20 protein-coding genes and 4 pseudogenes are annotated in these 21,092 nt (G+C 58.1%); 11 read left to right on the forward strand and 13 right to left on the reverse strand.

Going from position 1 to position 21,092, the window contains the following annotated elements:
• The first annotated feature begins 6 nt into the window (after positions 1 to 6).
• A complete protein-coding gene (locus C471_RS17120) occupies positions 7 to 396 on the forward strand; it encodes a hypothetical protein (protein ID WP_152421885.1) in 390 nt (129 codons plus the stop codon).
• A 482-nt stretch (positions 397 to 878) separates the two neighbouring features.
• Here C471_RS17120 and C471_RS09850 read toward each other — a convergent pair whose 3' ends face one another.
• Positions 879 to 1,139 carry a HalOD1 output domain-containing protein gene (locus tag C471_RS09850; RefSeq protein WP_049909235.1) on the reverse strand — a complete coding sequence of 87 codons (261 nt, stop codon included), beginning with the start codon at positions 1,137 to 1,139 and terminating at the stop codon, positions 879 to 881.
• A 121-nt stretch (positions 1,140 to 1,260) separates the two neighbouring features.
• Here C471_RS09850 and C471_RS09855 point away from each other — a divergent pair, with 121 nt between their 5' ends.
• Positions 1,261 to 1,521: a MarR family transcriptional regulator gene (locus tag C471_RS09855; protein WP_004048617.1), complete on the forward strand. Its 261-nt coding sequence runs from the start codon at positions 1,261 to 1,263 to the stop codon at positions 1,519 to 1,521.
• Positions 1,522 to 1,523: 2 nt separating this feature from the next.
• Here C471_RS09855 and C471_RS09860 read toward each other — a convergent pair whose 3' ends face one another.
• The 6 genes and pseudogenes from C471_RS09860 to C471_RS09875 all read right to left on the reverse strand — a co-directional run bounded on the left by C471_RS09860 (position 1,524) and on the right by C471_RS09875 (position 4,669).
• A complete protein-coding gene (locus C471_RS09860; protein ID WP_004048618.1) occupies positions 1,524 to 2,033 on the reverse strand; it encodes a hypothetical protein in 510 nt (169 codons plus the stop codon).
• Complete coding sequence (locus C471_RS09865) at positions 2,030 to 2,623, reverse strand: DUF7437 domain-containing protein (RefSeq protein WP_004048619.1); 594 nt, start codon at positions 2,621 to 2,623, stop codon at positions 2,030 to 2,032. Before C471_RS09865 ends, C471_RS09860 begins: the two co-directional genes overlap by 4 nt.
• A gap of 49 nt (positions 2,624 to 2,672) precedes the next feature.
• Positions 2,673 to 2,852, reverse strand: a pseudogene (locus C471_RS16495) (DUF7558 family protein); the annotation flags it as partial.
• A gap of 1 nt (position 2,853) precedes the next feature.
• Positions 2,854 to 4,146 (reverse strand): RNA-guided endonuclease InsQ/TnpB family protein, encoded by a 1,293-nt coding sequence (locus C471_RS09870; RefSeq protein WP_049909237.1) that lies wholly within the window; start codon positions 4,144 to 4,146, stop codon positions 2,854 to 2,856.
• 137 nt (positions 4,147 to 4,283) lie between these two features.
• Positions 4,284 to 4,379: pseudogene (locus C471_RS18465) on the reverse strand (DUF7558 family protein); the annotation flags it as partial.
• A complete protein-coding gene (locus C471_RS09875; protein ID WP_004048621.1) occupies positions 4,379 to 4,669 on the reverse strand; it encodes a hypothetical protein in 291 nt (96 codons plus the stop codon). The gene C471_RS09875 and the pseudogene C471_RS18465, both read right to left, overlap by 1 nt.
• Before the next feature lie 196 nt (positions 4,670 to 4,865).
• Between C471_RS09875 and C471_RS09880 the strand changes: the two genes are divergently transcribed.
• Complete coding sequence (locus tag C471_RS09880) at positions 4,866 to 8,345, forward strand: ATP-binding protein (RefSeq protein ID WP_204365937.1); 3,480 nt, start codon at positions 4,866 to 4,868, stop codon at positions 8,343 to 8,345.
• Between the two features lie 350 nt (positions 8,346 to 8,695).
• Positions 8,696 to 9,115 carry a hypothetical protein gene (locus C471_RS09885; RefSeq protein ID WP_204365938.1) on the forward strand — a complete coding sequence of 140 codons (420 nt, stop codon included), beginning with the start codon at positions 8,696 to 8,698 and terminating at the stop codon, positions 9,113 to 9,115.
• Positions 9,116 to 10,536: 1,421 nt separating this feature from the next.
• Here the strand turns inward: C471_RS09885 and C471_RS16500 are convergent.
• Positions 10,537 to 10,761 (reverse strand): annotated as a pseudogene (locus tag C471_RS16500) (IS5/IS1182 family transposase); the annotation flags it as partial.
• A gap of 629 nt (positions 10,762 to 11,390) precedes the next feature.
• Here C471_RS16500 and C471_RS18380 point away from each other — a divergent pair.
• The 5 genes from C471_RS18380 (at position 11,391) to C471_RS09905 (ending at position 15,184) form a co-directional block, all read left to right on the forward strand.
• A complete protein-coding gene (locus C471_RS18380; RefSeq protein ID WP_394295192.1) occupies positions 11,391 to 11,822 on the forward strand; it encodes a winged helix-turn-helix domain-containing protein in 432 nt (143 codons plus the stop codon).
• Between the two features lie 646 nt (positions 11,823 to 12,468).
• Positions 12,469 to 12,855, forward strand: a complete 387-nt coding sequence (locus tag C471_RS16510) for a DUF7344 domain-containing protein (protein WP_204365939.1) — start codon at positions 12,469 to 12,471, stop codon at positions 12,853 to 12,855.
• Complete coding sequence (locus tag C471_RS16515; RefSeq protein ID WP_080505587.1) at positions 12,852 to 13,553, forward strand: hypothetical protein; 702 nt, start codon at positions 12,852 to 12,854, stop codon at positions 13,551 to 13,553. The genes C471_RS16510 and C471_RS16515 overlap by 4 nt, the downstream gene beginning before the upstream one ends.
• Entirely contained in the window at positions 13,540 to 14,589 is a 1,050-nt protein-coding gene (locus C471_RS17875; RefSeq protein WP_004048629.1) for a hypothetical protein, read from the forward strand. The genes C471_RS16515 and C471_RS17875 overlap by 14 nt, the downstream gene beginning before the upstream one ends.
• Complete coding sequence (locus tag C471_RS09905; protein WP_239638653.1) at positions 14,564 to 15,184, forward strand: MarR family transcriptional regulator; 621 nt, start codon at positions 14,564 to 14,566, stop codon at positions 15,182 to 15,184. Before C471_RS17875 ends, C471_RS09905 begins: the two co-directional genes overlap by 26 nt.
• 29 nt (positions 15,185 to 15,213) lie before the next feature.
• On the opposite strand, the pseudogene C471_RS09910 reads toward C471_RS09905, so the two are convergent.
• The 4 genes and pseudogenes from C471_RS09910 to C471_RS09920 all read right to left on the reverse strand — a co-directional run bounded on the left by C471_RS09910 (position 15,214) and on the right by C471_RS09920 (position 17,256).
• Positions 15,214 to 16,437 (reverse strand): annotated as a pseudogene (locus tag C471_RS09910) (RNA-guided endonuclease InsQ/TnpB family protein).
• A 3-nt stretch (positions 16,438 to 16,440) separates the two neighbouring features.
• Positions 16,441 to 16,587 (reverse strand): DUF2080 family transposase-associated protein, encoded by a 147-nt coding sequence (locus C471_RS17130; RefSeq protein WP_139246813.1) that lies wholly within the window; start codon positions 16,585 to 16,587, stop codon positions 16,441 to 16,443.
• A gap of 294 nt (positions 16,588 to 16,881) precedes the next feature.
• On the reverse strand, positions 16,882 to 17,013 hold the full coding sequence (locus tag C471_RS18220) for a hypothetical protein (RefSeq protein ID WP_275039942.1): 132 nt from the start codon (positions 17,011 to 17,013) through the stop codon (positions 16,882 to 16,884).
• A 75-nt stretch (positions 17,014 to 17,088) separates the two neighbouring features.
• Positions 17,089 to 17,256 carry a DNA-binding protein gene (locus C471_RS09920; protein WP_004048632.1) on the reverse strand — a complete coding sequence of 56 codons (168 nt, stop codon included), beginning with the start codon at positions 17,254 to 17,256 and terminating at the stop codon, positions 17,089 to 17,091.
• A gap of 134 nt (positions 17,257 to 17,390) precedes the next feature.
• On the opposite strand from C471_RS09920, the gene C471_RS16530 reads away from it, so the two are divergent.
• On the forward strand, positions 17,391 to 17,687 hold the full coding sequence (locus tag C471_RS16530) for a PadR family transcriptional regulator (RefSeq protein ID WP_004048633.1): 297 nt from the start codon (positions 17,391 to 17,393) through the stop codon (positions 17,685 to 17,687).
• 53 nt (positions 17,688 to 17,740) lie between these two features.
• Complete coding sequence (locus C471_RS09930; protein ID WP_004048634.1) at positions 17,741 to 18,628, forward strand: hypothetical protein; 888 nt, start codon at positions 17,741 to 17,743, stop codon at positions 18,626 to 18,628.
• Between the two features lie 320 nt (positions 18,629 to 18,948).
• Here C471_RS09930 and C471_RS09935 read toward each other — a convergent pair whose 3' ends face one another.
• Entirely contained in the window at positions 18,949 to 20,964 is a 2,016-nt protein-coding gene (locus C471_RS09935) for a copper-translocating P-type ATPase (protein WP_049909247.1), read from the reverse strand.
• Positions 20,965 to 21,092: the final 128 nt, after the last annotated feature.

The following is a 21,092-nucleotide window of genomic DNA, read 5'->3' on the forward strand; positions in this document are numbered from 1 at the left end:
TGAAGTATGAAAAGACGTTCATTACTGGCTGCGGCAGGAACCACTCTTACTGTCTTGACCGCTGGCTGTTCGGATGTTATATCCGACGAGCAGCAGCAAGAGTATGAATTTGGAATCTATAATGGTTCACAGGACTCTCATACGATTACAGTTCGAATTGGAAATTCTTTGGAGGGGCACTTTCAAGAACAAGTGTTCGAAATGGACGCTGAGACAGCCAACGAGAATGTCCCAGTAGGGGATACGCCATCGCGGATCTATCTCGAAATAGATTCGTCTGAAGAGATGTCGTTTCCGTGGCCAGCATCAAACAGCGAGTTGGGAAGAATAGCGTTGAAGGCGGACATCTGGTACGAACCGTCACTCGAACAGGAAATTCTGATTCAAGAGGCATAGCAGTTTAGCCCCACCCGATACGTAAGCATATCTACTTACCAGCGGATTCGCTGGTTTTGGGGCGAAAATAACTATTTCGTACACAGTTCTTTGGCACCTCGATTAGAACCCTCACAGTCAGGGGTGAGCAGCCACGCCGCGCAACCCCTCGCGCTTACCCGCTGGCGCCGAGGGCACATCCATTTTAGCCCGGAACGGGCGCGGGCGGTGCGGAGAGCGCCCGCACGCCCGGAATGGTCGGTCGCGAGCGACGCGGAGGGCGGCAGCGGCGAGCGGGGCGGGCCGCTACGTACACACCTGCTCAGCCGGCTACGTCGCTCGGTGAGGCATCTACCGTCCTGGCGGACTCAGAAAGGGCGAGGCCGCCTCGGCCGTCCCCCGACCCCGCAAGCACCGCAGGGACGAGGCGCGCAGCGGTGGTCGCGGGACGTCGAGCGGCCGAGGGCTTTCAGGAACGATCCCTATCTCGCACCCGCACGTCGTTATTCGCCGACGGACTGGGACTCGTCCTCGACGATGGCGTCCACACCGTCCGGTGATACATCGAGTGGGATCCCCTCGACAGTGAACTGAACGGCGATGTTCTCATCGGCGGAGTCGATCAACTGTTCGAGCGCATCGGGGTCGACGTAATCGTGGAGCTGGTAGGAATCGTCCTCGAGTCCACACGTCTCTAGTGTATCGATAATCTCCACAAGGAGGTCCCTCGAACCATCCGAACTGTCCGATGGAGGGGAGTGCATCTGAACGCTCGGGGCTAAGAGTGGCAGGCTTGTAAAACGTTAGGAGTCAACCACAGGAGCGCAGCGCTTTGCTACTTGACTTAGCGCGTTCGGGATAGCGTCGGCGCAACCACAAGCGATTATGCGCTTTGACGCCGACTGGATGTCTCGCGCCGATGACCGCATTCTAGAGCATCTCTCTGAAGCCGGCCCCGACACCCCGAAGGAGATGGCGGACAGCGATCGGGTCCGATTCTCCCGTCAACACATCAATGCCCGCTGCAAGACGCTGGTCAAATACGGCCTTCTCGTCCACCTCGGCAACGGCGTCTACGACATCACGCGAACGGGAGAACAGTATCTCGCCGGCGACCTCGACGCTCGTGGCCTCGACCCCGAATAGCGTCAGCTGTCGCCATCGACCAGGTCCTCGATAAACCGGAACCCGTTCACGAACGTCACCGAGTCCCCGTAGCCCTCGCTCGCGAGCACGGTTTCGGCTCCCTCGCCGGCCGCGATATCGGTCGTGTAGATATACACGTCAGTCGCCGTCCCCGCACTGAGGTGCTGGGCAGCTAAGGCGGCGAGGGCGGCGTCGGCCCGCTCGACCTCGTCGGCGGGTCGGTCGTCGGCGTTCGCGATGTACCGCTGGACGCCATCCATCACCCGCGAGACGACCGGCTCGGAGAACTCGAGCGGTGACGCAACCGTCGCCCAGCCCTCGTCGATCGCGGCGTCGATAGGTGGCGCCTCGACGTCGGGGTCGTCGATGGTCAGCTCCGCGTACACCCGTTCGGGCAGGACGAAGGTGACGTCGTTCCGGCGAGCGAATCGCCGAACAGCCTTGTACCGGCTGTTCGACGGCTGTCCCATCGCGACGAACAGGCCGGTGTCGGCGATGTGGAGCCGGCTCACGCGTCGTCAGCCGCGTCGCCGACGTCCAACTCGTCGAGTCCTGCCCCTCCCTCCTCGATATCGTAGTGCTCGTGGACGACGGGCCGGAGCGCCTGCAAGATCATCTCCGCAGCCAGCGGCGAGATGTCCAGATCCTCCGCCATCAGCCGGTGGGTCACCTCGCCGCGTTCGCGGGCGACCGCGTAGGTGAGCGCGGTCGCGAGGCCGGCGACGCCGTGGCGGTCGATGTACGTGTCGATGTCGGCGTCCGTCTCGCGGCGGCCGACGGCGTCGATCAGCGCCGGCGTGATCGTGTACTCGCGGTCGCCGGCGGCCGTCGTTACAGTCAGGTCGATCTCCCGGGCGGCGTACCGGCGTGGCTGCTCGGCGTCGGTGACGTCGACGACGCCGGCATCGACGAGCCGGTTGACGTAGCTGTAGGCCGTCCCCTGGGCGAGTTCGAGGTCGTCCATCACGTCCTGGACGGTCGCCTCGCCCTCCCGAGCGAGGTACGCGTACAGCTGGGCGAGCTGCGGCTCCTCGAGGAGGTCCGCGACCGAGAGGAAGTCCTGGACGATGTCGCCGTCGGCGCGATTTGAAGTGCGTGACACGGGTCGTTCTTGATTACAGTTTACAGCGAATCAGTAAAGAGTGTTGGGGTCACTCTGCCGGCGTCGCGACGAGATGCTCCTCGAGATCGCGCGTCCAGTACGTCGCGAGTCCGCCCGGACTACAGCGAGCGCACAGCTGTAACGGGCCTTCCAGATGCCCGAGTTCGACCCGGAATCGCGTGAGTGCTGCGAGCGTGTCGACGACGAGTCCACAGCTGTCACAGGCGACGTCAGCTACCCACCGCTTCAGCGGTGGGCTTGTCAGTGGACTCCCGTTCTGCCGATACGTATTGATCGGACGCCACGGCAGTCGCGTTCACGGTCATTGTCCCTGACTTCAGGGCGTACTGACAGAACGCCCCTCCAGCAGGGGACTTCTGCCCCTGCTGGAGTTTGAGTGCGAGTTTCCGGGCAATGTTCTTCGCCGCATTGTAGTCCGCGTTCGATGTATATCCACAGTCGAGGCACTCGAAGTGCTGGTCGTCGCGGTTCTCCTCCAGCGTACACCCGCACTTCGAGCATTGCTGGCTTGTGTACTGGGGATTCAATGTGTCCACCACGACACCGTACGCTTCCGCCTTGTACGCAACCATCGTTTGCAGCGCGTTGAATGCCCACTGCTGGAACTTCTTGCCGTCGCTGATACGCTCTCGAATCCGTTCCAAGTTCTCGAACGCGATGTGCGTACATTCATGCCGACGAGCCTCCTCCACGATTGCTTTCGAACATCGATGGAGGTAGTCACGGCTCCACCGCCCGAAGCGGTCACCGATGCGCTGGCAAGTCAAGTGGGCGCTGCGCGTCCCGATTTGCTGGAGGCTAGCACGCCGTTTTTCGTACTCGCGGCGCTGGTGGTTGAGGTAGTCAGCACTACCGATGAAACGTCCCGTGCTAGTTGCGGCGATGTGGTCGTCGACATTACAGTCCACGCCAAGGACGCTCGAATCCTCGGCTTTCTCAGGACTGTCCACATCAAGTTCCCGTTCCATCGTCGCGTGGAGGTAGAACTCGTCGGCATCGCTATCGTAGTGGACCGTACTGGTTGAGAAGGAGTAGTCTTCGTTTAGGAGGTACTCGCCGTGCGGTGTTCCCTTGGGATTTTCGGGGAGGTCGTACTCGCACTCGACACGGCCGTTCACCGTGGCGAGACTCACCTTGTTGCGGTAGTAGGTGGCAGCTCGTTTGTCGTAGACGATGCTGAACGTATCGTACTCGGGTTGACTGGTGTTTTCGCTGTTTGCGAGTCTATTGACGGCGTTGTCAATATCTTTGATGGCGCGTTTGATCGCTTTCTGGACGAGGTTCGCGTGGAGTCCATCGGTTTCTTCGCGGAGGTCAGCGTACAACGCGTCTTCGGCGGCGCTTCTGCTGGTCACACAGTCTTCGTCGGGGTAGCGCCACGCCCACTCGCTGGTGCGGTTCGCACAGTGTTGAAAGCGGCCGTTAGTGGCGTGGAGGTCACGCTTGCGGTCGTCGGGCACGTCAAGACGAACGCGCACGGTACGTGTGACATCCCACGTCATCCACGTCACATTGACGTACTTACCTTTATTATTATTTCTCCGTTCGGGAATAGTCTGTGCTATCGTCGGTAGTATGCTTCAGGGAGGGGACACGCTTCCTCCGCCGGCTAAAGCCGTGTAATTCCGCCCTACACCGCTGTGACCCGCTCGTCCTGCCCCCAGGTGTGGGCCGCGCCAGTCTCGGTTCCGGGCGGCGCGTCGCAAAACGCACAGCCGACAAGGGTCTGCTGCATCACTCGCCCTCCGCGTCGGCGTCGCGGCCGGCCGTCCAGCCACGATGGAAGACGGCCAGCTGCGTCGATGAGTCGAACGTGGTGCCGCTCGGCTCGTGAACCAGAACGTGGTCTTCAGGAACCGGAGTGACGATGTCCGCGTCGACGAGGTCGTTGATCAGGTTCTGGGCTGTCCTGTCGTCGACGTCCGCCGTGTCGACGCTGGCGGCATCGCGGTCCTGGGCGAGCTGTTCCTTCTCGAACCGTTCGTAGTCGCGACTCGTGGCGTCGTGAGGATCGGGACCAGGCATGGTGAGTTACAGAGAAACAATAAAAAGTGTCTGGAATACTCCATCGGCATCCTGAGGAGGTGTTCCTCGAAATCGTGCGTTTAGGAGGGTACCTCACCATATACTATCGACAAACCCCCCAAATTCATAACATAAGATATTATATTTGATTGAGGGTGAAGAGAGATTTATTATAATTCGTTTTGTTTCGCCGGTTATGCAAAACCCTCCAAAGGAATCTGAGGGGCCACATAATACTCCCCCAAACGAGCGCAAAAATATAGATGGAGAAATAGAAGATCCAGCAGACTTCATCGAGGAGATCGAAGCCAGTCAGGAGTATATCCAGATCACGCCGGTGCGGGAGGAGGTGAATTCGGAGACAGTGACTCGGGAACTGTACGGCCTCCACCGGTACGGGACTGGGCGGAAACTCCCGCTGGACATGGAACTCCACATCGACAGCATCGAAGGCGTATCGAACTTCGAGTTCATCATCTACAAGCCGGAGGATGCGGCCCAGTTCAAGTTCTTCCTCGGACCGGGTGAACGTGGTGACGCGAACTGTGACCGCCTCGAGAGTACGACACGCTCGCAGTACCCAGAGAACTTCGAGTTCGACCGGAAGCAGTTCGACATCACGGAAGTCTTCGACGACGTCCCGCACATGGTTCGTTATGAGGGCGTCGAGGAATGTCGGAAGGATTGGATGACGGTTCTCACTCGCTTCGACACCGAGACTACCGAGCGTTCCCAACTCTCGAACCTGCTCGAGACAATTATCCAAGCCGAGGGTGCTGTCCTCTTTCAGGTCGTGTTCGAGCCGCGTGCCAACTGGTCGCCGAAAGCCCAACGGCAGAAAGGCCGACTCAAGCGCGGTGTTCACACGACTGCTGGGATGGTTGTTCGAAGTGTCCTCGACGCAGTGCTGGGGGTCTCTGATGAAGAAAAACGCCAGCGGCATCGCGGAAATACGCCTGAGGAAGTCGGTGGGACGATCATGGACTCGCAGGTCGATGGCCAGCGCGCTGGGCAGAGTCGCATGGCCCAAATCGACCTGAAGAACCCGAGCCACACGTACAACGTGTCGCTTCGTGCGGCAGCACAGTCCCAGCGGGTCGCCGAAAACCTACAGGACTCACTTAACCAGATGAGTGGGCAGTTCTACTCCGTCGACGGGAAATACCTCGGGCAGAACGAGAACGAGTACAAGCGAATGCTGAACCACGGCATCACGTACTCGAACGGCTGGGAGATGATGACTCGCCGGAAGCCGATGCTCGTCTGTAACATTGAGGAGCTCGCCAGCTTCATCACGGTTCCATCCATCGACGCGCTCCCGAAGGCCAGCCGTGGCGGGACCGGCGGGAAACCGAAGGCGCAGTCTGCGCTGACCTCGCCGAACGAGGAAGTGTTCCGTGAGTTCTCGGAAGGGATGACCATCGGCCACGCGGTCACAGCCCTACGCGAGGATACTGAGAATACGCAGGAAATCAGTGCGATCGAGAGCGTGAACGAGTGGTGGACGGAACTCAACAAGCGAGATGCGCTTGCACTCTCCGCCGGCGACCTGACGCATCACTACATCCGCGCGGCGACAACTGGGAGTGGGAAGACGGTCGCGACCCTGAACGATATGCTCACAACACACGAGAGTCTGGAAGGGCCGACCATTCTCATCGACTCGAAGGGTGGGGAGATGTGTCGGAACTACCTGCGGTGCCACCGGACACTCTTCGGAGACCTCGAGGACGTCGAGTACCTGAAGGTGCCTGAGGAGGGCGGCAACATCCCCGGTATTCCGTTCTTCGACCTGCGGCCGCTGGTGCGCTCGGCTGGTCGTGAGCGTGAAACAGCCATCCAAGACATCATCGACCACTACTTCCAGCTCCTGCGGTTCGTCCTCGGTCGAGACACGGTCGACCAAGCATTCGTCGCGAACGAAATCCTCACGAACCTCATCAAGGCGCTGTTCGACGAAAAGAACGGCTCCGATTACTTCACGGTCGGCGATCTCTTGGACGCCGCGCAGAACTTCCAGCACTACGGGCGCTCCATCGAAAACCTCGAGGAGACCAGCCAGGAACAAATCGACAAGGCACTGCCACTGGTTGAAGACGAGCAGGTTCGCGGGTTCCTGAAGTCTCATCTGGAGAAGGAAGAGCGGCAGTTCATGAACACGACGGACGCAGTCATGAACCGGATTCGGAAGCTCAAGGAGAGGGACTTCATCTGGGATATGCTGTCGTTCGAGATTCCTGAAGAGCATTGGAACGACGAGAAAGGCTGGTACGAGCGAGCGGATGTTCCCATGCTGGACCTGAAGAACATCCTCAACGGAGACAAGGTTCTCCTGATCGACACCGGGAATCTCCACGGGGAAAGCAGCGAGATATTCGCTGTGCTGTTCCTCTCCCACCTGTGGACGTCCGTGCAGTCGCTGTGGACGCCGAACGATGATGACTACATCGCGAACGTCATCATCGAGGAGTCAGCGAACATCGCGCGGAACGAGATCGTCTACGACTCGCTGTTGCCGAAGGGCCGCGAGTTCAACCTGAGTCTCGGGCTCATCATGCAGTATCCCGAGCAGGTCCTCGGCGAAGACCCACGCGGCAACCGGCGAGCGTACCAGGAAATCCTGAACAACGTCAACACGAAGATCATCGGGAACATCGCGACCGACGATATGCTGGCGGACTCGCTGTTCCACGAAGATCTCGACACGGACGAGATCAAGGACAGAATCGCCGGTCTACGGCGTGGGGAATGGGTGGTGCAACTACCGTCGACGGGCTTCCACAAGCAGAAGCCAGAGATTCTCACGTTGAAACCGCTCCCGATTCCGCCGGGGCACAGCGAGGGGCCGTTCGACGTGTCTGCGATGTCCGAATCGGTCAGGGCAGAGAGCCGCGAGCACCACACGCTCAACCGGGAGTCCGAGTACATCTCCTCGGCGGGGGCGGACTTCAGCGGTAGCAACTCCTCGGCTGACGATGAAGAAGAGGAGGTGGAGGTCGACGGCGAACTGGAGACTGAGCATGAGGCGTTCCTTGAACTCGTCTTCGACGCGCTGACGGACGGGGCGAAGAACTACAGTCTCAGCGAGCCGATGACACAGCTGCCGTTCAGCGATGCGGCGAAAGACCTCGACGATTGGGACTTCCTCGAGAAAGTCAATATCGGCCAAAACAAGGTCTACTACATCCCGACGAAAAAAGCCGAACTGTACGTCGACGGGAACTCACTGTCGCCGGATGAAGGTGGTGAGTTGGGTTATGAAAGTGCGGAACACCGTCTCGGAGCGAGGTTCGCAAGCACCTACTACGAACAGCAGGGTTACGATATTACGCTCTACGGCGACATCAACGACGGAGAAAACAAAACAGACGTCTTCTCGAAACCTACGAAACAGTCCCCAACTGACAGGAACAAGCTCGTCGAAGTCGAGATGACGCCAGAACACATCGGGCACGTCCACGAGGACTACGAAGCCCTCAAAGAGGCCTACGGTGATATGGTCTGGGTCGTGGAGAACCACGACGCGCTCAAGACACTTCTCGAGAAACTCGGAGAGAAGGTCGACGATTTACCCTCCGGTCGAAGCGACAACATCGAGAAGATTAACGAACAACTCAATGACGAAGGCGTCGCGGAAGTCCACACGCTGAACTCGCTTCGGAAGCAGATTGAGTAAGGACTTTTTCTGGTTCTGAGCTACTAACTTTCCCACCAATTCCCAACAGCTTTCTCTCGCCTGACGCCGGAGACTCTTCCAGTAGACCTCGAAACCGCCCCCAAATAGGCTCTTGCACGGGTAGCTCGTAGCCCCTAGTGTACGGGAAAAACATCAGCCAGCCTCCTGCGAAAGAACTTCTGGGAAAATGGCAGAAGACAGAGCGGCAAGTAGCGGTGACGACAGCAATCGACCAGAACAACCAACAGGGGAGTCAGAATCTCCCCCGAGCAACTCCGCTGAGCCCGACAATACTTCCGAGGATTCTGCACAGGGTGACGAGTTCATCGACGAAATCTCGGACTTGCTCAGTGGCGAAAGGTTCGGTGTTTTCCACGGGCGTGAGTTCATATACGCTTTGGGAGAACGGCCAGCTCGCACCAAACTTGACGGTGTCCAAGCAGTACCTCAAGGGGAAAGAGGCCGTCATCCTGGCGTACAACGAAGACGACAACGAAATCGCGATCATTCCGCTAGAGGAAGACTACGACCGAACGGACGTCTACTCGCTCCAGTGGAACGATGACCGCGTCTCCATGTCGGTGAGCGGGTTCCTCAAGCAGAACAACATCAAGCCAGACCAGACGATTCGGTATCCGCCGGAGTGGGACGAAGACATCGGCAGCGAACAGGTTCCAGGTGCGCTCGTCATTGACCTCGACCAAGAGGGTGAGGTCTCTCCGGCAGCGAACGACGGATCGGACGAGGAAGCTGGCGAAGCCGAAGCGTAACCAGAGTCGTTGGACTGGCTCCACAGTTCGGCCGGCATCTGCTCGAACTACGTGGACGCGAAGCTCAGCGACACTCCACAACAGGCATTCTTTTCGGACACGTCAGTATCTCGGGTACCGGTAGCCACCGCACCGCCATAGCCGTCAACCGAGCCTTGGCACGCGACCGCTGGTGCCTCCCACCCCCGGCGTTTTCGCAATCTTCGCAGAATCTACCCGCGATCTACTCGCAGTCTTCGCAGATTTTGTTCGCACCGGTTGGGGAACGTCTCCGCTTCGGCATACACACGACAAACCTCGGGGGCTCGTCGATACCACGTAGTTGGTGGCGCGCTCCTCGCGTGAGCATGAGACTGAACCAGTACCAGCCGTCGATCGAACTCCGAACCTCCCCGGACAACACCACCCATATCAAGATTATTATATTAACGGCAGTCAGAACACGCTCTAATTACCAGACAGCGGCCGAATCATCGAAGTATCTCATTAGATGTGTAATTACCGGACGCACCCCCAGTTTGGATGGTTTCTCATTACACTCGAAGCCCGATCGGTGACTGCCCCGAGCCAAGCCGTAATTACAGGACGGCGTCCGATTTGCGCCCGTTCCTAATCAAATGGCTAATTACACGACGGGATGCGGATTACTGGGGGTTCGTGATTACCGGGATTTTCGGCATCTACCCGCGACGACAACAGCTGTAATTACAGGACGGCGGCAGGATTGGCACACCCACTCATTAGATGGCTAATTACGGGACGGCTGCGGGGTTCGGGGTGGTCGTAACAACCCATCAACCAGCGGCTCAGACCACCCCTAATTACCAGATAGCGGGCGAATCCAGCCCACCCATATTATCTTATGCGTTTGAGCCTACATTACCACTAATTACGGTACGGCGGCAGGATTAACGGGGCCAGGTCATAACCTGAAAGGGTCGAAATCGGGCGTCGATGTTCAGTCACGTCCTCAGATTGATTCATAGAGCCTATACAGCCCTTTCGTCCCATTGTCGATGACCAGCCGAAATTACACAATTAGGGTTCAGGGGAGTTGAAGTTCCAGTGGGTAGTCGCGTGGCGGACGATTCAGGCAGAGCCGAGGGGCCGGCGGCGGAGAGAGGGGGAGGGAGAGAGCGGATAGAGAGAGGACTACCAGATTGTTGATACTGGAGTGGAACCCTGGGGGAGCGCACGGGTGGAGACAGACTTGGAGCGACTCGAGGCGACGGGGGTCGAGGAGCGTTGGCGGCGGAGTGTGTCTTGGCGAGGTCGGCGACGTCGATGGGCGAGGACTTGGACTGGGTCCAGGGCATCGAGAGGCGGCCGGGCGAATTCGGATGGCTGGCGATGGACGTCGTCTGGCGAGGGGGCGGCATCTCGAGGAGATCGTCTGGCGAGCAGCGCGGCGAGGGGAGTCGTCTGGTGAGTCCGATCTCCTCAAGAACGCCGGGCATTCCCGAGAGCAAATTCACGGCGACGCGGTAGGATTTGGCCAGCTCGATGCGGAGTGCATGCACGGTGAGCATCGCCCATTCTGCGAACCCGCCTCCCCCTTCGGGGTCGGCGGGTTCGTCCGGATTAGCGACAACTGATTTAGCCTTAGCCACCGTAACACGCGTGAAGAGACGGATTTCGGATGTCACACCGATCTGTCTCTTCGCTTTCTACGGCAATAACGCAGTCGTAGCCGTTGCGTCTAGCGAAACTACAGAGCCAAAAATTCTATTTTTATTAGTGGTTCAGAACGATTCGGACAGTTCCTTTGTGGTGACTTCTCTGATAGCCGACTACCGTATTGCAGGGTGTTGTTCGGTTATCTGGCGAATTACTGGTCCAGTTGTCACAACTCCGACTGGGCGTACGATATGATTTTCTCGCCAAATCACGAATTGAAATGTCAAACTGATTTTGTGAGTGTGGTTATTATGCTCGTCTCCAAATCGCATGGAGTGTATTGAATTTATATTAAGTATACAGTATCACTAGATAAGAGGCCTGAGTGCGGGTGATTCTATTTCGCAGAGGGTTGGAAATTTTGGCTAAAATTCCGGCCATTAGTGGTCTCTGGAAAGATCTATGGCAGATTACAGCCCAATCTAAATAAATAACTGAAGATACCCTTCAATCAATTGGAATATGAAGAAAATATTATAATAATTCGGCTCTGACTACTAATTAGAACGATAACATGGAACCAGATGACCCACGACAACAGACCCTTCAGATGAATCGTAAAATCTGGGTTTGGGATACAGCCGAAAACCTACGAGAAATGTATTGGGGCAACGGAATGACCCTCAAAGACATCGCAACGAAGGTGGGAGTTTCGATAACAACGGTCCACCGGCGAATGAAAGACCGCAAAGTTCCAACTCGAGGCCCCGGACCATGGACCAGACGCAGTACCTTCCGGACGAATACTGATGGCAACGAGGAAGCGTCCGGATCACACAGATCAGTCGACATCCATCAACTAGTTATGGTCGCTGAGCATGGCACCAAAGCTGTGTACAACCGTGATGTCCATCATCAAACGAAGATTGCGTTCGATAATCGTCCGACTAATCTCGAATTGCTATCGCACAGTGAACACACAACCTTGCATAACAGGTTAGAAACCCATCCTGAAAATCAATCAACGCTCTTCAAATTCGCAGCTAATGGGGAAAACAAACCAGATTATTTGGAATCGGCAAACACATAGTTCTAAAATCAAATTCTACGTTCCCAAGGCTAGAGAGCCGTACTCGTCACGTCCGAGAACGAATCTCCCGTAACCACTATTAGGCACTTGCGGATAAGTCAGCAAGCGCGATTTACGTGCTGATGTTGTCGATGTGGACTTAGCCGACAATCTGTTTCCATACTTCCGGAGCGCATGCGCCTCCCCGGATCACTCGTGTTGTGAGTGGTCTGTTTTTTTCTACCGGTGGGAGTGGAGTGTGATTTACCAAGTGATTAAGCATACGGACTGATTCGAGCTGTAGAAGCGCTCAAAGACCGGAATTCGGCGTGCGAGGTTTGTGGTGCTGATATAAAAGCTACAATCGCTCCTACGCCAGACTAGCACGAGTCCAGCGGAATCCCCCGGCGTCAGGACGCCGGAGGGTTCGTGCTGCCAGACGGATGACAGCAAGCCAGAATACCCGTGTCAGGAGTGATAACTCTGTCTCTCAGAACACCACTCCAGACACCGACCCACAGACACACCGAGTCGTACAACTCGCACATCAACTCCGTGAAGCGACCACGAAGTCACAGATACGCCAGCAGGCCCGCCTTGACGAAGGCGCATTCCAGAGAACGCGACAGCTCCATCGAACGACGTACCGACGAGGGGGGCGAGCTGCATGACCGCGACACCCAGCGATTCGGCGTCACTTGCCATCCCACTGGATCCTGATAGTGTATTCGATGCAATCGGGAATAGTCGCCGTCGTCGCGTCCTGTTGTCCTTGTCACGGGCTCCGGGTGAAGTCACTGCTGACGATCTTGCGGTCGAAATCGCGGCCATCGAAAACGAACTCGATCCCAGCAATGTCGGGAGCGACGACCGGGTCCCAGTCTATATCGCATTGACTCAACGGCATCTTGAGACTCTCAATGAGGCCGGCGCGGTCGACTATGATGACCGTTCGAAGACTGTGACTTCGACGGACGCGACGGAACCGCTCGCCGAATACATTCGTCGACTCCAGACGGCCTGCTACAAGCCCAAGTCGGAGGAATCCACATGACAGACACCCAAGCGCACGCCCTCGCGACGCTTCGAGACATCGATGGCCGTTTCCACCGGCTCTTTGAGGCGGTCGATACTGCGGATGAGACAGCAGCCACGCCAGTCCCAGACCCAATCACCACACTCCGACGTGCACGCTCGCAGATCGACGCTGCGCTCTTAGACCAGCACCGTCGAACAGACGACAACCCACTCCCAGATGGCGGCTCGTGTGTCCTCCAGTGGACTCCAACTACGTCTCCACCGCGGCGGCTCGTTCTTGAGCCCGACGGCGACGGCGATAGCTGGACGCGGCGTGAACTCGAGTGGACAGGCGCCGGGTGGCGCAACTGTCGTCGCGACACCATCCGTGATGTTGCGATCAGCGCCCCCGCGGAACCACGCTACCCAGACCCCGTCGATCCGCCAACACTCGACACGCTTCTCGCCTTGATTCGCGGCACCTGGACGAATCCGGACCCGGATGTTTTCGTCTTCGATACGGCCGGGATGACTGAACAGGGCGTCCTCGTAGCTGTTGACGGCGAACTCCGGTATCGAGACGCTGATAGCCACCAGTGGTACACCGTCACCGACGAAGCGGAACTCTCTCATCATCTGCAGCAACAGGGGCAGCCGGTCGTCCAGTCGCTCTCGGAGACGTCGCTGACGCGCCACCACTTCACCCCCAGCCCACTCACCAATGACGGGGAATGAATCCCCACTCCCGGATGGGTACGCCGACCACCTCCGCTTGCTGACGGAGACAATCGAGGCACTCCGTGGAACGCTCAAAGCCGACCACACACTGTCGACCGACCAGCGACTGTTCGCACGCCGGCTGCTGTACTTGGCGAACGAACCGATCACGGAAGCCGTCCGCCTGCTCCCCGACCCAGCCGAAGAAGATGATTCGGTGGATAGCCAGCCCGCTGGTTCGACGGTGGAGTATCCGGAGGCAATCACGACCATCGAACAGCAACTGTCGTGGCTAATCTGTTCACTCCGAACTGGAGAGCCGGCAGCCCACCACTACGACGAAGCACCCACTGAGAAGTTCACAACAGCCCTCGAGTACGCGACAGCCCTTCGAGACATTCTGTCATCGGTTCCGGAAGATAGTCCGGTTCTCGCCGACAGAGAGGACATCAACCTTGACAACGTTGACCCGCACGTCGGGGGGCGTGGGAATGGTGATGGGCGGTGGCTCGAGTATCAACTTGAGCGTGCACTCGGACGCTGGGGATACCGTGCAGCGACACGCCAACACCTATATAGTATGGAGATTGATGTAGTCGCCAGACGGAGGGAGAAACAGCAGCAGCCCAGCGACTGGATTGTCGCCCAGTGTAAAAACTGGACAGACGACCCAATCACCCCGACGGCTCTCTTCCGGTTGTGTACGGTGGCGTTCGCTTGTCGTGCGATGCCAGTGCTCTGTCACACGACCGAGCTGACGCCTCGAACCGAGAAACTGGCGCGCGAACTCGAAGTGCGCGTGCTTGAGCTACCAGACTTAGAGCGTGCAGAGCTGCCTGCCCCACAGATTGCCAAACCAACGATGGAATTCCGAGAATGGGAGCCACAGTACCGCGCTCGCGAGCATCGTGGCATGTTCCCGTTGATGTTCCGCAGCGAGCCAGGGAAACGCTTCAGCTACGTCCCCGGGTTCAAGCCAGTCGGCAACGACGCCGACTACGAACCGATCGAGAATGATCGGGATGACGATGCGCATCCCGCTGCTGGTCATTAACTCTCTACAGGATTGGACACCGAGTGTCGAATTATACTTCTACTGGCCAGGAGCGAAATTCTCTGAAATATCCTTCGGAGATCTGCGCATATCCATCTGCGAAAATCGTATTATCGTCCGCCGACAGATATTGGTACGGATGCCCGTTCCGGTTGACGAACTCACGAGTGACGATCGGTTCCCGATCAAGCCGGACACGAACGAGTACCACGTTCTCGGCTTCCTTGTCGCACACCGCGAATACGGCTTCACCCGACGCGAAATCGCAAATCGAACAGCCCTCAACAAAACCGCCGTGTCGAACACGATGGATCGTCTCTTCGAGCACGGGCTTATCGAACGAGTAGACAACGTCTATTACGTTGATCCAAGCCGAGCCAGTGAGCTAAAGCGACGGCTCGAATCGCTCGATTCACTCGTTCAATTCTTCGAGTCAGCACCCGACGACAGCTACGCCGAGAAGGGCTGGGAACAGGAACTCCCGACCTTCGATCCAGATGGAAAAGCAGATGCCCCGGAGGGGAACTCCGAAACGGCAGAAGCACAAGCAGAAGCCCTCATCGCTGATATCGAAGATTGTCGTAGAACGGAATAACCTCGCTTCCGTGTGTGAACTACCCCACCCTACCGCTCGCCTGACGGCTCGCGCTTGAGGGTGGGGCTTCCTGTTTCCACGACGCGCTTTGCAGATACGGGTGTATCCACAGGGAGCGCAGTCTCCACAGGCGTTGATTCGGAGTGTCCCACTCCTACATCTTGTAGACCGCGAGAAAGGATGTTCCACGCCGCGTTCGCGTCCCTGTCCGCCTCGAACCCACACGCCGGACACGAGTGTTCGCGCACCCACAGCGGCTTCTCCGTCTTGACGCCGCAGGACGCACACTCCTTCGTCGTATCTTTCGGATCAACTGCGACGAAGTGCGTTCCTTCGCGCTCGCACTTGTATTCGAGCATCCGCAGGAACGTCCCCCACGCCGCTCCTGCCCGGTTGCGCGAGTTGCCCGGCAGCTCGACCAAGCCCTTCGCGTCCAAGTCCTCAACCGCCACGAGGTCGTACTCGCAGGCGTAGTAGTTCGACAACTTGTGAAGGAAGTCCCGACGCTTCCGCTTGAGGTCGGCGTGGCATTCGGCAACAACCCGGCGTTGTTTCCCCCAATTCGCAGACCCGTGTTCCTTCCGCGAGAGGTCGCGTTGGGCGCGTTCGAGTCGCTCACGTTCCTCCCTAAAGTCGGGGCTCTCGATAGCGTACCCGTCGGTGTCGTGAGCGTACGTGAGAATCCCCACGTCGATGCCGACGACCCGCTCGGGATTCTGCGGCTTCTCTGGTGTATCCTCGTCCACGTCGATGCCGAACGTGGCATACCACTCGCCCGTGGGTTCTCGCTTGACCGCGACCTGTTTGATGGTCGCGTTCTCAGGGATGTCGCGGTGGAGGTGAATCGGAATCTCACCGATCTTGCTCAACCACAACGTAGGCCGACCACTCGTATTCTTGAGTTCGAAGCCGGACTGGTTGTAGGTGAGCGACCGATACTCCCGAGGTGGTTTCCACTTGAGCAGTCCCACGGCGCGTCCATTCTCCTTCTGTGCTTTGAGCGTGGAGAGGTTGTCGTAGACGCGCTTGACGACCATCTGGAGAACTTTCGAGTGGACATCTCCGAGGTCGTCCCACCACGATTTGAGGTCGGGGAGCTGCCCCTGCACCTCGTAGCGGGCGGGAATGCCATCTTCCTCGTTGAGCAGGTAGAGGACGTGGTTTTAGAGTTGCCTACAAGTATCGACGTGAGACAGAAGCTCCTCTTCGAGGGGTTCTGGCGGGTCGAGTCGATACTTGTAGTTGTATTGCATGGCCTATTCGTCTGGGTCGGGGTCGGAGACGCGGACGACTTTCACGTCGGCCCCGCGCCAGCGTTTCGGGACGATGACGTGGGCACTATTCCCCGACGGTTTTGCGGTTCCGTCGAGGACTTCTTCGCCTTCGATTTCAAATCTATCCATCACCGATGTATAGACTTTGGATAAACATAAGAATGGCGGTGGGCCTGTGAGCCGGGCGGTGAACGTGTTTGAGAACCGTGCGGCGCTGTATCCCCTCCCTACTGCGCTACTCGGTCGCTTCGCTCCCTACGTTGCTCCTTGAGGAAGGGGACTTAGCGCCTAATTCCAGTTAAATTCCGCGTCCATGTCTCAGTTCCGGCTTTCCAAGACCATACAGGGGAGTTCGTCGTCGCCGCCGGTGAGCGTGAAATAGAGTGCCGTACTGCCTTAGTGGAGGCCAGTGATTTCGCCAATTCAACGGACGCCGTTGAGGGCAGGCGTGTCCTGGACGACCGACGCGATCCGGTCGTTCAGCTGGGACACGCTAAGGACCTCTCTCGCATCGGGTTCGACTGCCTGTCGTTCAGCATCCGGTGCGTCCGCCATCTCCGTTGCCTAACTTCTGAACAGGAACCTCAAAAAGCTACGTTCGAGTGCCGGGGTGGGCTGCGTTACGCAGGCCTACAGGTCGCGGGGCTGGACCGTCTTCCGGTCGTTGGCCTCGGCACGCTCTGCGGCGTCGTCGAGCAGTTCGGCGACCTCTTCGTTGAGGGCGTCGTAGAAATCTGCCGAGACGTTGTGGTCCGAGAGTGCGTCCTTCACGGCTGCTTTGACGATGAGGTCAGACATTCCATCGCGGACTTCTCTTGTCCACCATATAAAGGTTCGAAGTTCTCACGTAGTCTTCCTCGCCAGTCACGCCGAATTCGCCTCTGAGTACCAGAGAGAACATATGCCACCCCTCAAAAATAGGCAACAGGCAGATGCACGATCTGACTGGGTTCCAGCGGGATATCTTGTACGTAACCACCGGGCTCGAGGAACCACATGGCCTCGCAATCAAGGATGAACTCGACGACTATTACGAGCAGGAGATCAATCATGGCCGCCTCTATCCGAATCTCGACGATCTCGTCAACAAAGGACTGCTGGAGAAGGGCGAACTCGACAAGCGGACGAACGTGTACACAGTCACGCAACGCGGATTGCGGGAAATCGAGGCGCGACGTGAGTGGGAAAGTCAGTATTTAGAAGATGTGAACGCACCCACTACGTCGTAGAATCATTATAAAAGCGGGACTGCTTTACCCACTTCCCACGAATCCACAGTAAGATGGCTCGGCTCGTCTTCTATCACCACCCCCAGGCCGAGAATTTCTCCCTCAAATTTAGCTCGGCATCGGTGGCAGAAATCCTGTCTCAGCGAGAGCAATCCGACGAGTCGACAAAGCTCATCGGGTATCCCTTTGAAACACCGGTCTATGTGCTCTATGAAGGCGAGTCAGAGATCGAATCTGCCCAAGACATCGACTTCGATCAGGAATGGCTGAGCGACCGTATTCGTGACCTCCCCCGTGCTGGGCAGGTTGTCGCATTCCGATTAGTAGAGTTGCTCGAAGCCGCGGTCGATGTTCGCGATGAGGATGAGTTCCGGCTCTACAAGGAGTTCGAACCACAAAAGATCCAGCAGGCACTCGATCACGTCTCCTGGGGAGCACCACTTCCGACCGTCGCTGGAGAGGTGATGTCGAATTTGATCCTACGACATTCCCTCCCGAATGCGAATCATCGAACTGGCATCGCGATGCTGCAGTTCTGTATTGAGAGTGTGGAGCCGGATTTTGAGATGCCACGAACGCACGTCGACGACGATACCTGGCGAGAGTGGGTTGATCCTTATATTGTTGATTCTAAGCGGCTCATCACGGTCCGCCGGAACAACCTCCGTTTCAAGCAACTCGAAGAGCTGAACGTCGACCTCGTCGAACGGAAAGACGGAATCCAAATCCGATTAGCCGAGTTCGAGCTGGATATGCACTGGCGAGAAGCCCTCTCAGAGTACGCTGAGCAGCACGAATCCCACTGTACGGACTTTGCACAGTCAGTTCTCGAACGAGCAGAGCGGGACGATCTGCTCGACCGTCAAGGACCAACGAAACAAGAGTTCATCACGTATCTGGAGGACGGACTGGTCGAACGGGACTTCAGAGAAATGTTCTGATCAGTCGCGAAGCTCGGCGACTGACTGACCAACCTCACGGACGTGTTCACTTCGCTCGAGGTCGAGTTCCTCGGCGAGGTAGTCAACCGTCTCTTCGAGGCTCATATTGGAAAGAAGTCCGTCAAGCGGTATAAACCTAGTGCTGACGCAGCAATGTAGCCCATCAGACGAGCGTCTGTGTATACCGAACTATGCACCCTTCGGGAAAACTGTGGAACCGGTGACCACGTAGCGATACCCACCGAAATTACGCAGTGTCGCCATTTGCTGTCCACCAACCGAACTCAATTGAAAGAAGCACCGAAGCGATCGGGAGCGTTTCAGTCTGCAGGTTGTGCGTCAGTCGCTGGTGTCCCGCCCGGAAGCTCGGGAATGGACAAGTCCACGCGGCGGAGCAGCTGAGCGTTGATGGCAACGATGACCGTACTCAGTGACATCAGGAGCGCGCCCACGGCGGGAGACAGCAGAATCCCGACCGGTGCCAACACGCCTGCTGCAAGCGGAATCGCGAACACGTTGTAGCCGGCCGCCCAGACGATGTTCTCCTGCATCTTCCGGTAGCTCGCCTTACTGAGCTTCACCAGCCGGGCGACGTCCATCGGGTTGTTCTGGACGAGGATGACGTCGGCCGACTGGACCGCAACGTCGGTGCCGCTCCCGATCGCAATGCCGACGTCGGCTCGTGTCAGCGCCGGCGCGTCGTTCACACCATCGCCGACCATCCCCACGAGCTTGCTCTGGTCCTGGAGTTCCTGTACTTTCTCGTCTTTGTCTTCGGGGAGGACCTCCGCGAACACCGTGTCGATGCCCAGTTCGTCGGCGACGGCGTTGGCGACGTCTTGGGAGTCCCCAGTCAGCATCGCCACCTCGATGCCCAGATCGTGGAGGGCGTCAACGACGCGGAAACTCTCTTCACGGATTACGTCGGCCATCGCGAACGCGGCGATCAGCTCTCCGTCACGAACGAGATACACCACTGTCTGGGCGTTCTGTCCCGCCTCGTCAGCGAAACGCTGGAGATGGGCGGGGATCTTGCTATCGAGCTGGGTCAACAGGTTCGGCCCGCCGACGTACACCTCGTTTCCGTCGACGGTCGCCCGGACCCCTCGTCCTTTGATCGCCTCGAAGTCGGTCGCGTCAGGCGCGGTGAGGTCCTGATCGTTGGCGGCCTCGCGGATAGCTCGAGCGATCATGTGTTCGGAGTCGCTCTCGACACCCGCCGCCAGCGTGAGTGCGTCGTCCTCGTCGACGCCGTCGACGGTCGCCATATCGACGACGCCGTGTTCGCCTTCGGTGAGCGTCCCCGTCTTGTCGAAAATGATGGCGTCCAGATTTCGTGCCTCTTCCATCGCAATCCGGTCGCGGACGAGCATTCCGTTGCGAGCCGCGAGTGACGTATTGATGGCGACAACCAGCGGGATGGCAAGCCCGAGCGCGTGCGGGCAGGCGATGACGAGTACCGTGACGACACGCTCGATGACAGTCGCGTTGAACGAGACCGCGATGGTCCACGCGATTGCTGTCACGACTGCTGCCCCGAGGGCAACGTAGAACAGCCAGCCAGCCGCTCTGTCGGCCAGCACCTGCGTTTTGGACTTGCTCTGTTGGGCTTCCTCGACGAGTCGCATGATACCTGCGAGTGTCGTCTCCTCGCCCGTTGCACCGACACGTATGCGGAGACTGCCGTCGCCGTTGATCGTCCCGCCGATGACCTCATCCCCGGGTTTCTTAGAAACTGGTTTCGACTCGCCCGTGATCATCGACTCCTCGACGTCCGAATCACCCTCTTCAACGATGCCGTCAGCAGGAACACTCGCGCCCGGTCGAACGAGTACGAGGTCGCCCTCGGAGAGTTCACTCACCGGGACTTCCTCGGTGTCACCGTCGTCGCTGATCCGCTCGGCGGTATCGGGCATCAGCTTCGCCAGCTCGTCGACCGCGCTCGAGGCACGTCGTACGGACCGCATTTCGATCCAGTGGCCCAGCAGCATGATGTCGATCAGCGTCACGAGCTCCCAGAAGAACGCCGACTGTGTCGGGAAGACCACGCTCGCGAGGCTGTAGACAAATGCGACCGTGATCGCCATCGAGATGAGCGTCATCATTCCCGGCGACCGGTCTTTCAGCTCCGGGACCGCCATCTGGAGGAACGGCACCCCACCGTACGCGAAGACGATGACCGCGAAGGCGGGGTTAATCCACTCGCTACCCGGGAACGCGGGAACGGAGAACCCGAGCCACTCCTGTAGCATTTCGCTGTACAGGAGGACCGGAATCGACAGGAGCGTCGAGACGAAGAAGCGCCGCCGGAACATTTGCTCGTGGCCTTCGTGCATCCCACCGTGGTCGTCGTGTCCGTCGTGCCCATCATGCTGACTGTGTGGGCCGTGGTCTGCTTCGTCGGCCTCCCTTTGGGATTTATCGTCCATTACCGAGCAATTGAACCGAGGATGCTTCAACGTGG

The organism is Halorubrum saccharovorum DSM 1137, assembly GCF_000337915.1.
GTDB lineage: Archaea > Halobacteriota > Halobacteria > Halobacteriales > Haloferacaceae > Halorubrum > Halorubrum saccharovorum.

Coding starts and splice junctions, on each gene's coding strand:
- C471_RS16515 (WP_080505587.1), top strand. CDS start 12,852: ATGACAGACACCCAAGCGCACGCCCTCGCGACGCTTCGAGACATCGAT.
- C471_RS09920 (WP_004048632.1), bottom strand. CDS start 17,256: ATGTCTGACCTCATCGTCAAAGCAGCCGTGAAGGACGCACTCTCGGAC.
- C471_RS18380 (WP_394295192.1), top strand. CDS start 11,391: ATGTATTGGGGCAACGGAATGACCCTCAAAGACATCGCAACGAAGGTG.
- C471_RS09855 (WP_004048617.1), top strand. CDS start 1,261: ATGCGCTTTGACGCCGACTGGATGTCTCGCGCCGATGACCGCATTCTA.
- C471_RS16530 (WP_004048633.1), top strand. CDS start 17,391: ATGCACGATCTGACTGGGTTCCAGCGGGATATCTTGTACGTAACCACC.
- C471_RS09850 (WP_049909235.1), bottom strand. CDS start 1,139: ATGCACTCCCCTCCATCGGACAGTTCGGATGGTTCGAGGGACCTCCTT.
- C471_RS09880 (WP_204365937.1), top strand. CDS start 4,866: ATGCAAAACCCTCCAAAGGAATCTGAGGGGCCACATAATACTCCCCCA.
- C471_RS09905 (WP_239638653.1), top strand. CDS start 14,564: ATGCGCATCCCGCTGCTGGTCATTAACTCTCTACAGGATTGGACACCG.
- C471_RS09935 (WP_049909247.1), bottom strand. CDS start 20,964: ATGCACGAAGGCCACGAGCAAATGTTCCGGCGGCGCTTCTTCGTCTCG.
- C471_RS18220 (WP_275039942.1), bottom strand. CDS start 17,013: ATGGCGGACGCACCGGATGCTGAACGACAGGCAGTCGAACCCGATGCG.
- C471_RS09930 (WP_004048634.1), top strand. CDS start 17,741: ATGGCTCGGCTCGTCTTCTATCACCACCCCCAGGCCGAGAATTTCTCC.
- C471_RS17120 (WP_152421885.1), top strand. CDS start 7: ATGAAAAGACGTTCATTACTGGCTGCGGCAGGAACCACTCTTACTGTC.
- C471_RS09870 (WP_049909237.1), bottom strand. CDS start 4,146: ATGACGTGGGATGTCACACGTACCGTGCGCGTTCGTCTTGACGTGCCC.
- C471_RS09875 (WP_004048621.1), bottom strand. CDS start 4,669: ATGCCTGGTCCCGATCCTCACGACGCCACGAGTCGCGACTACGAACGG.
- C471_RS17130 (WP_139246813.1), bottom strand. CDS start 16,587: ATGGATAGATTTGAAATCGAAGGCGAAGAAGTCCTCGACGGAACCGCA.
- C471_RS16510 (WP_204365939.1), top strand. CDS start 12,469: ATGACCGCGACACCCAGCGATTCGGCGTCACTTGCCATCCCACTGGAT.
- C471_RS17875 (WP_004048629.1), top strand. CDS start 13,540: ATGACGGGGAATGAATCCCCACTCCCGGATGGGTACGCCGACCACCTC.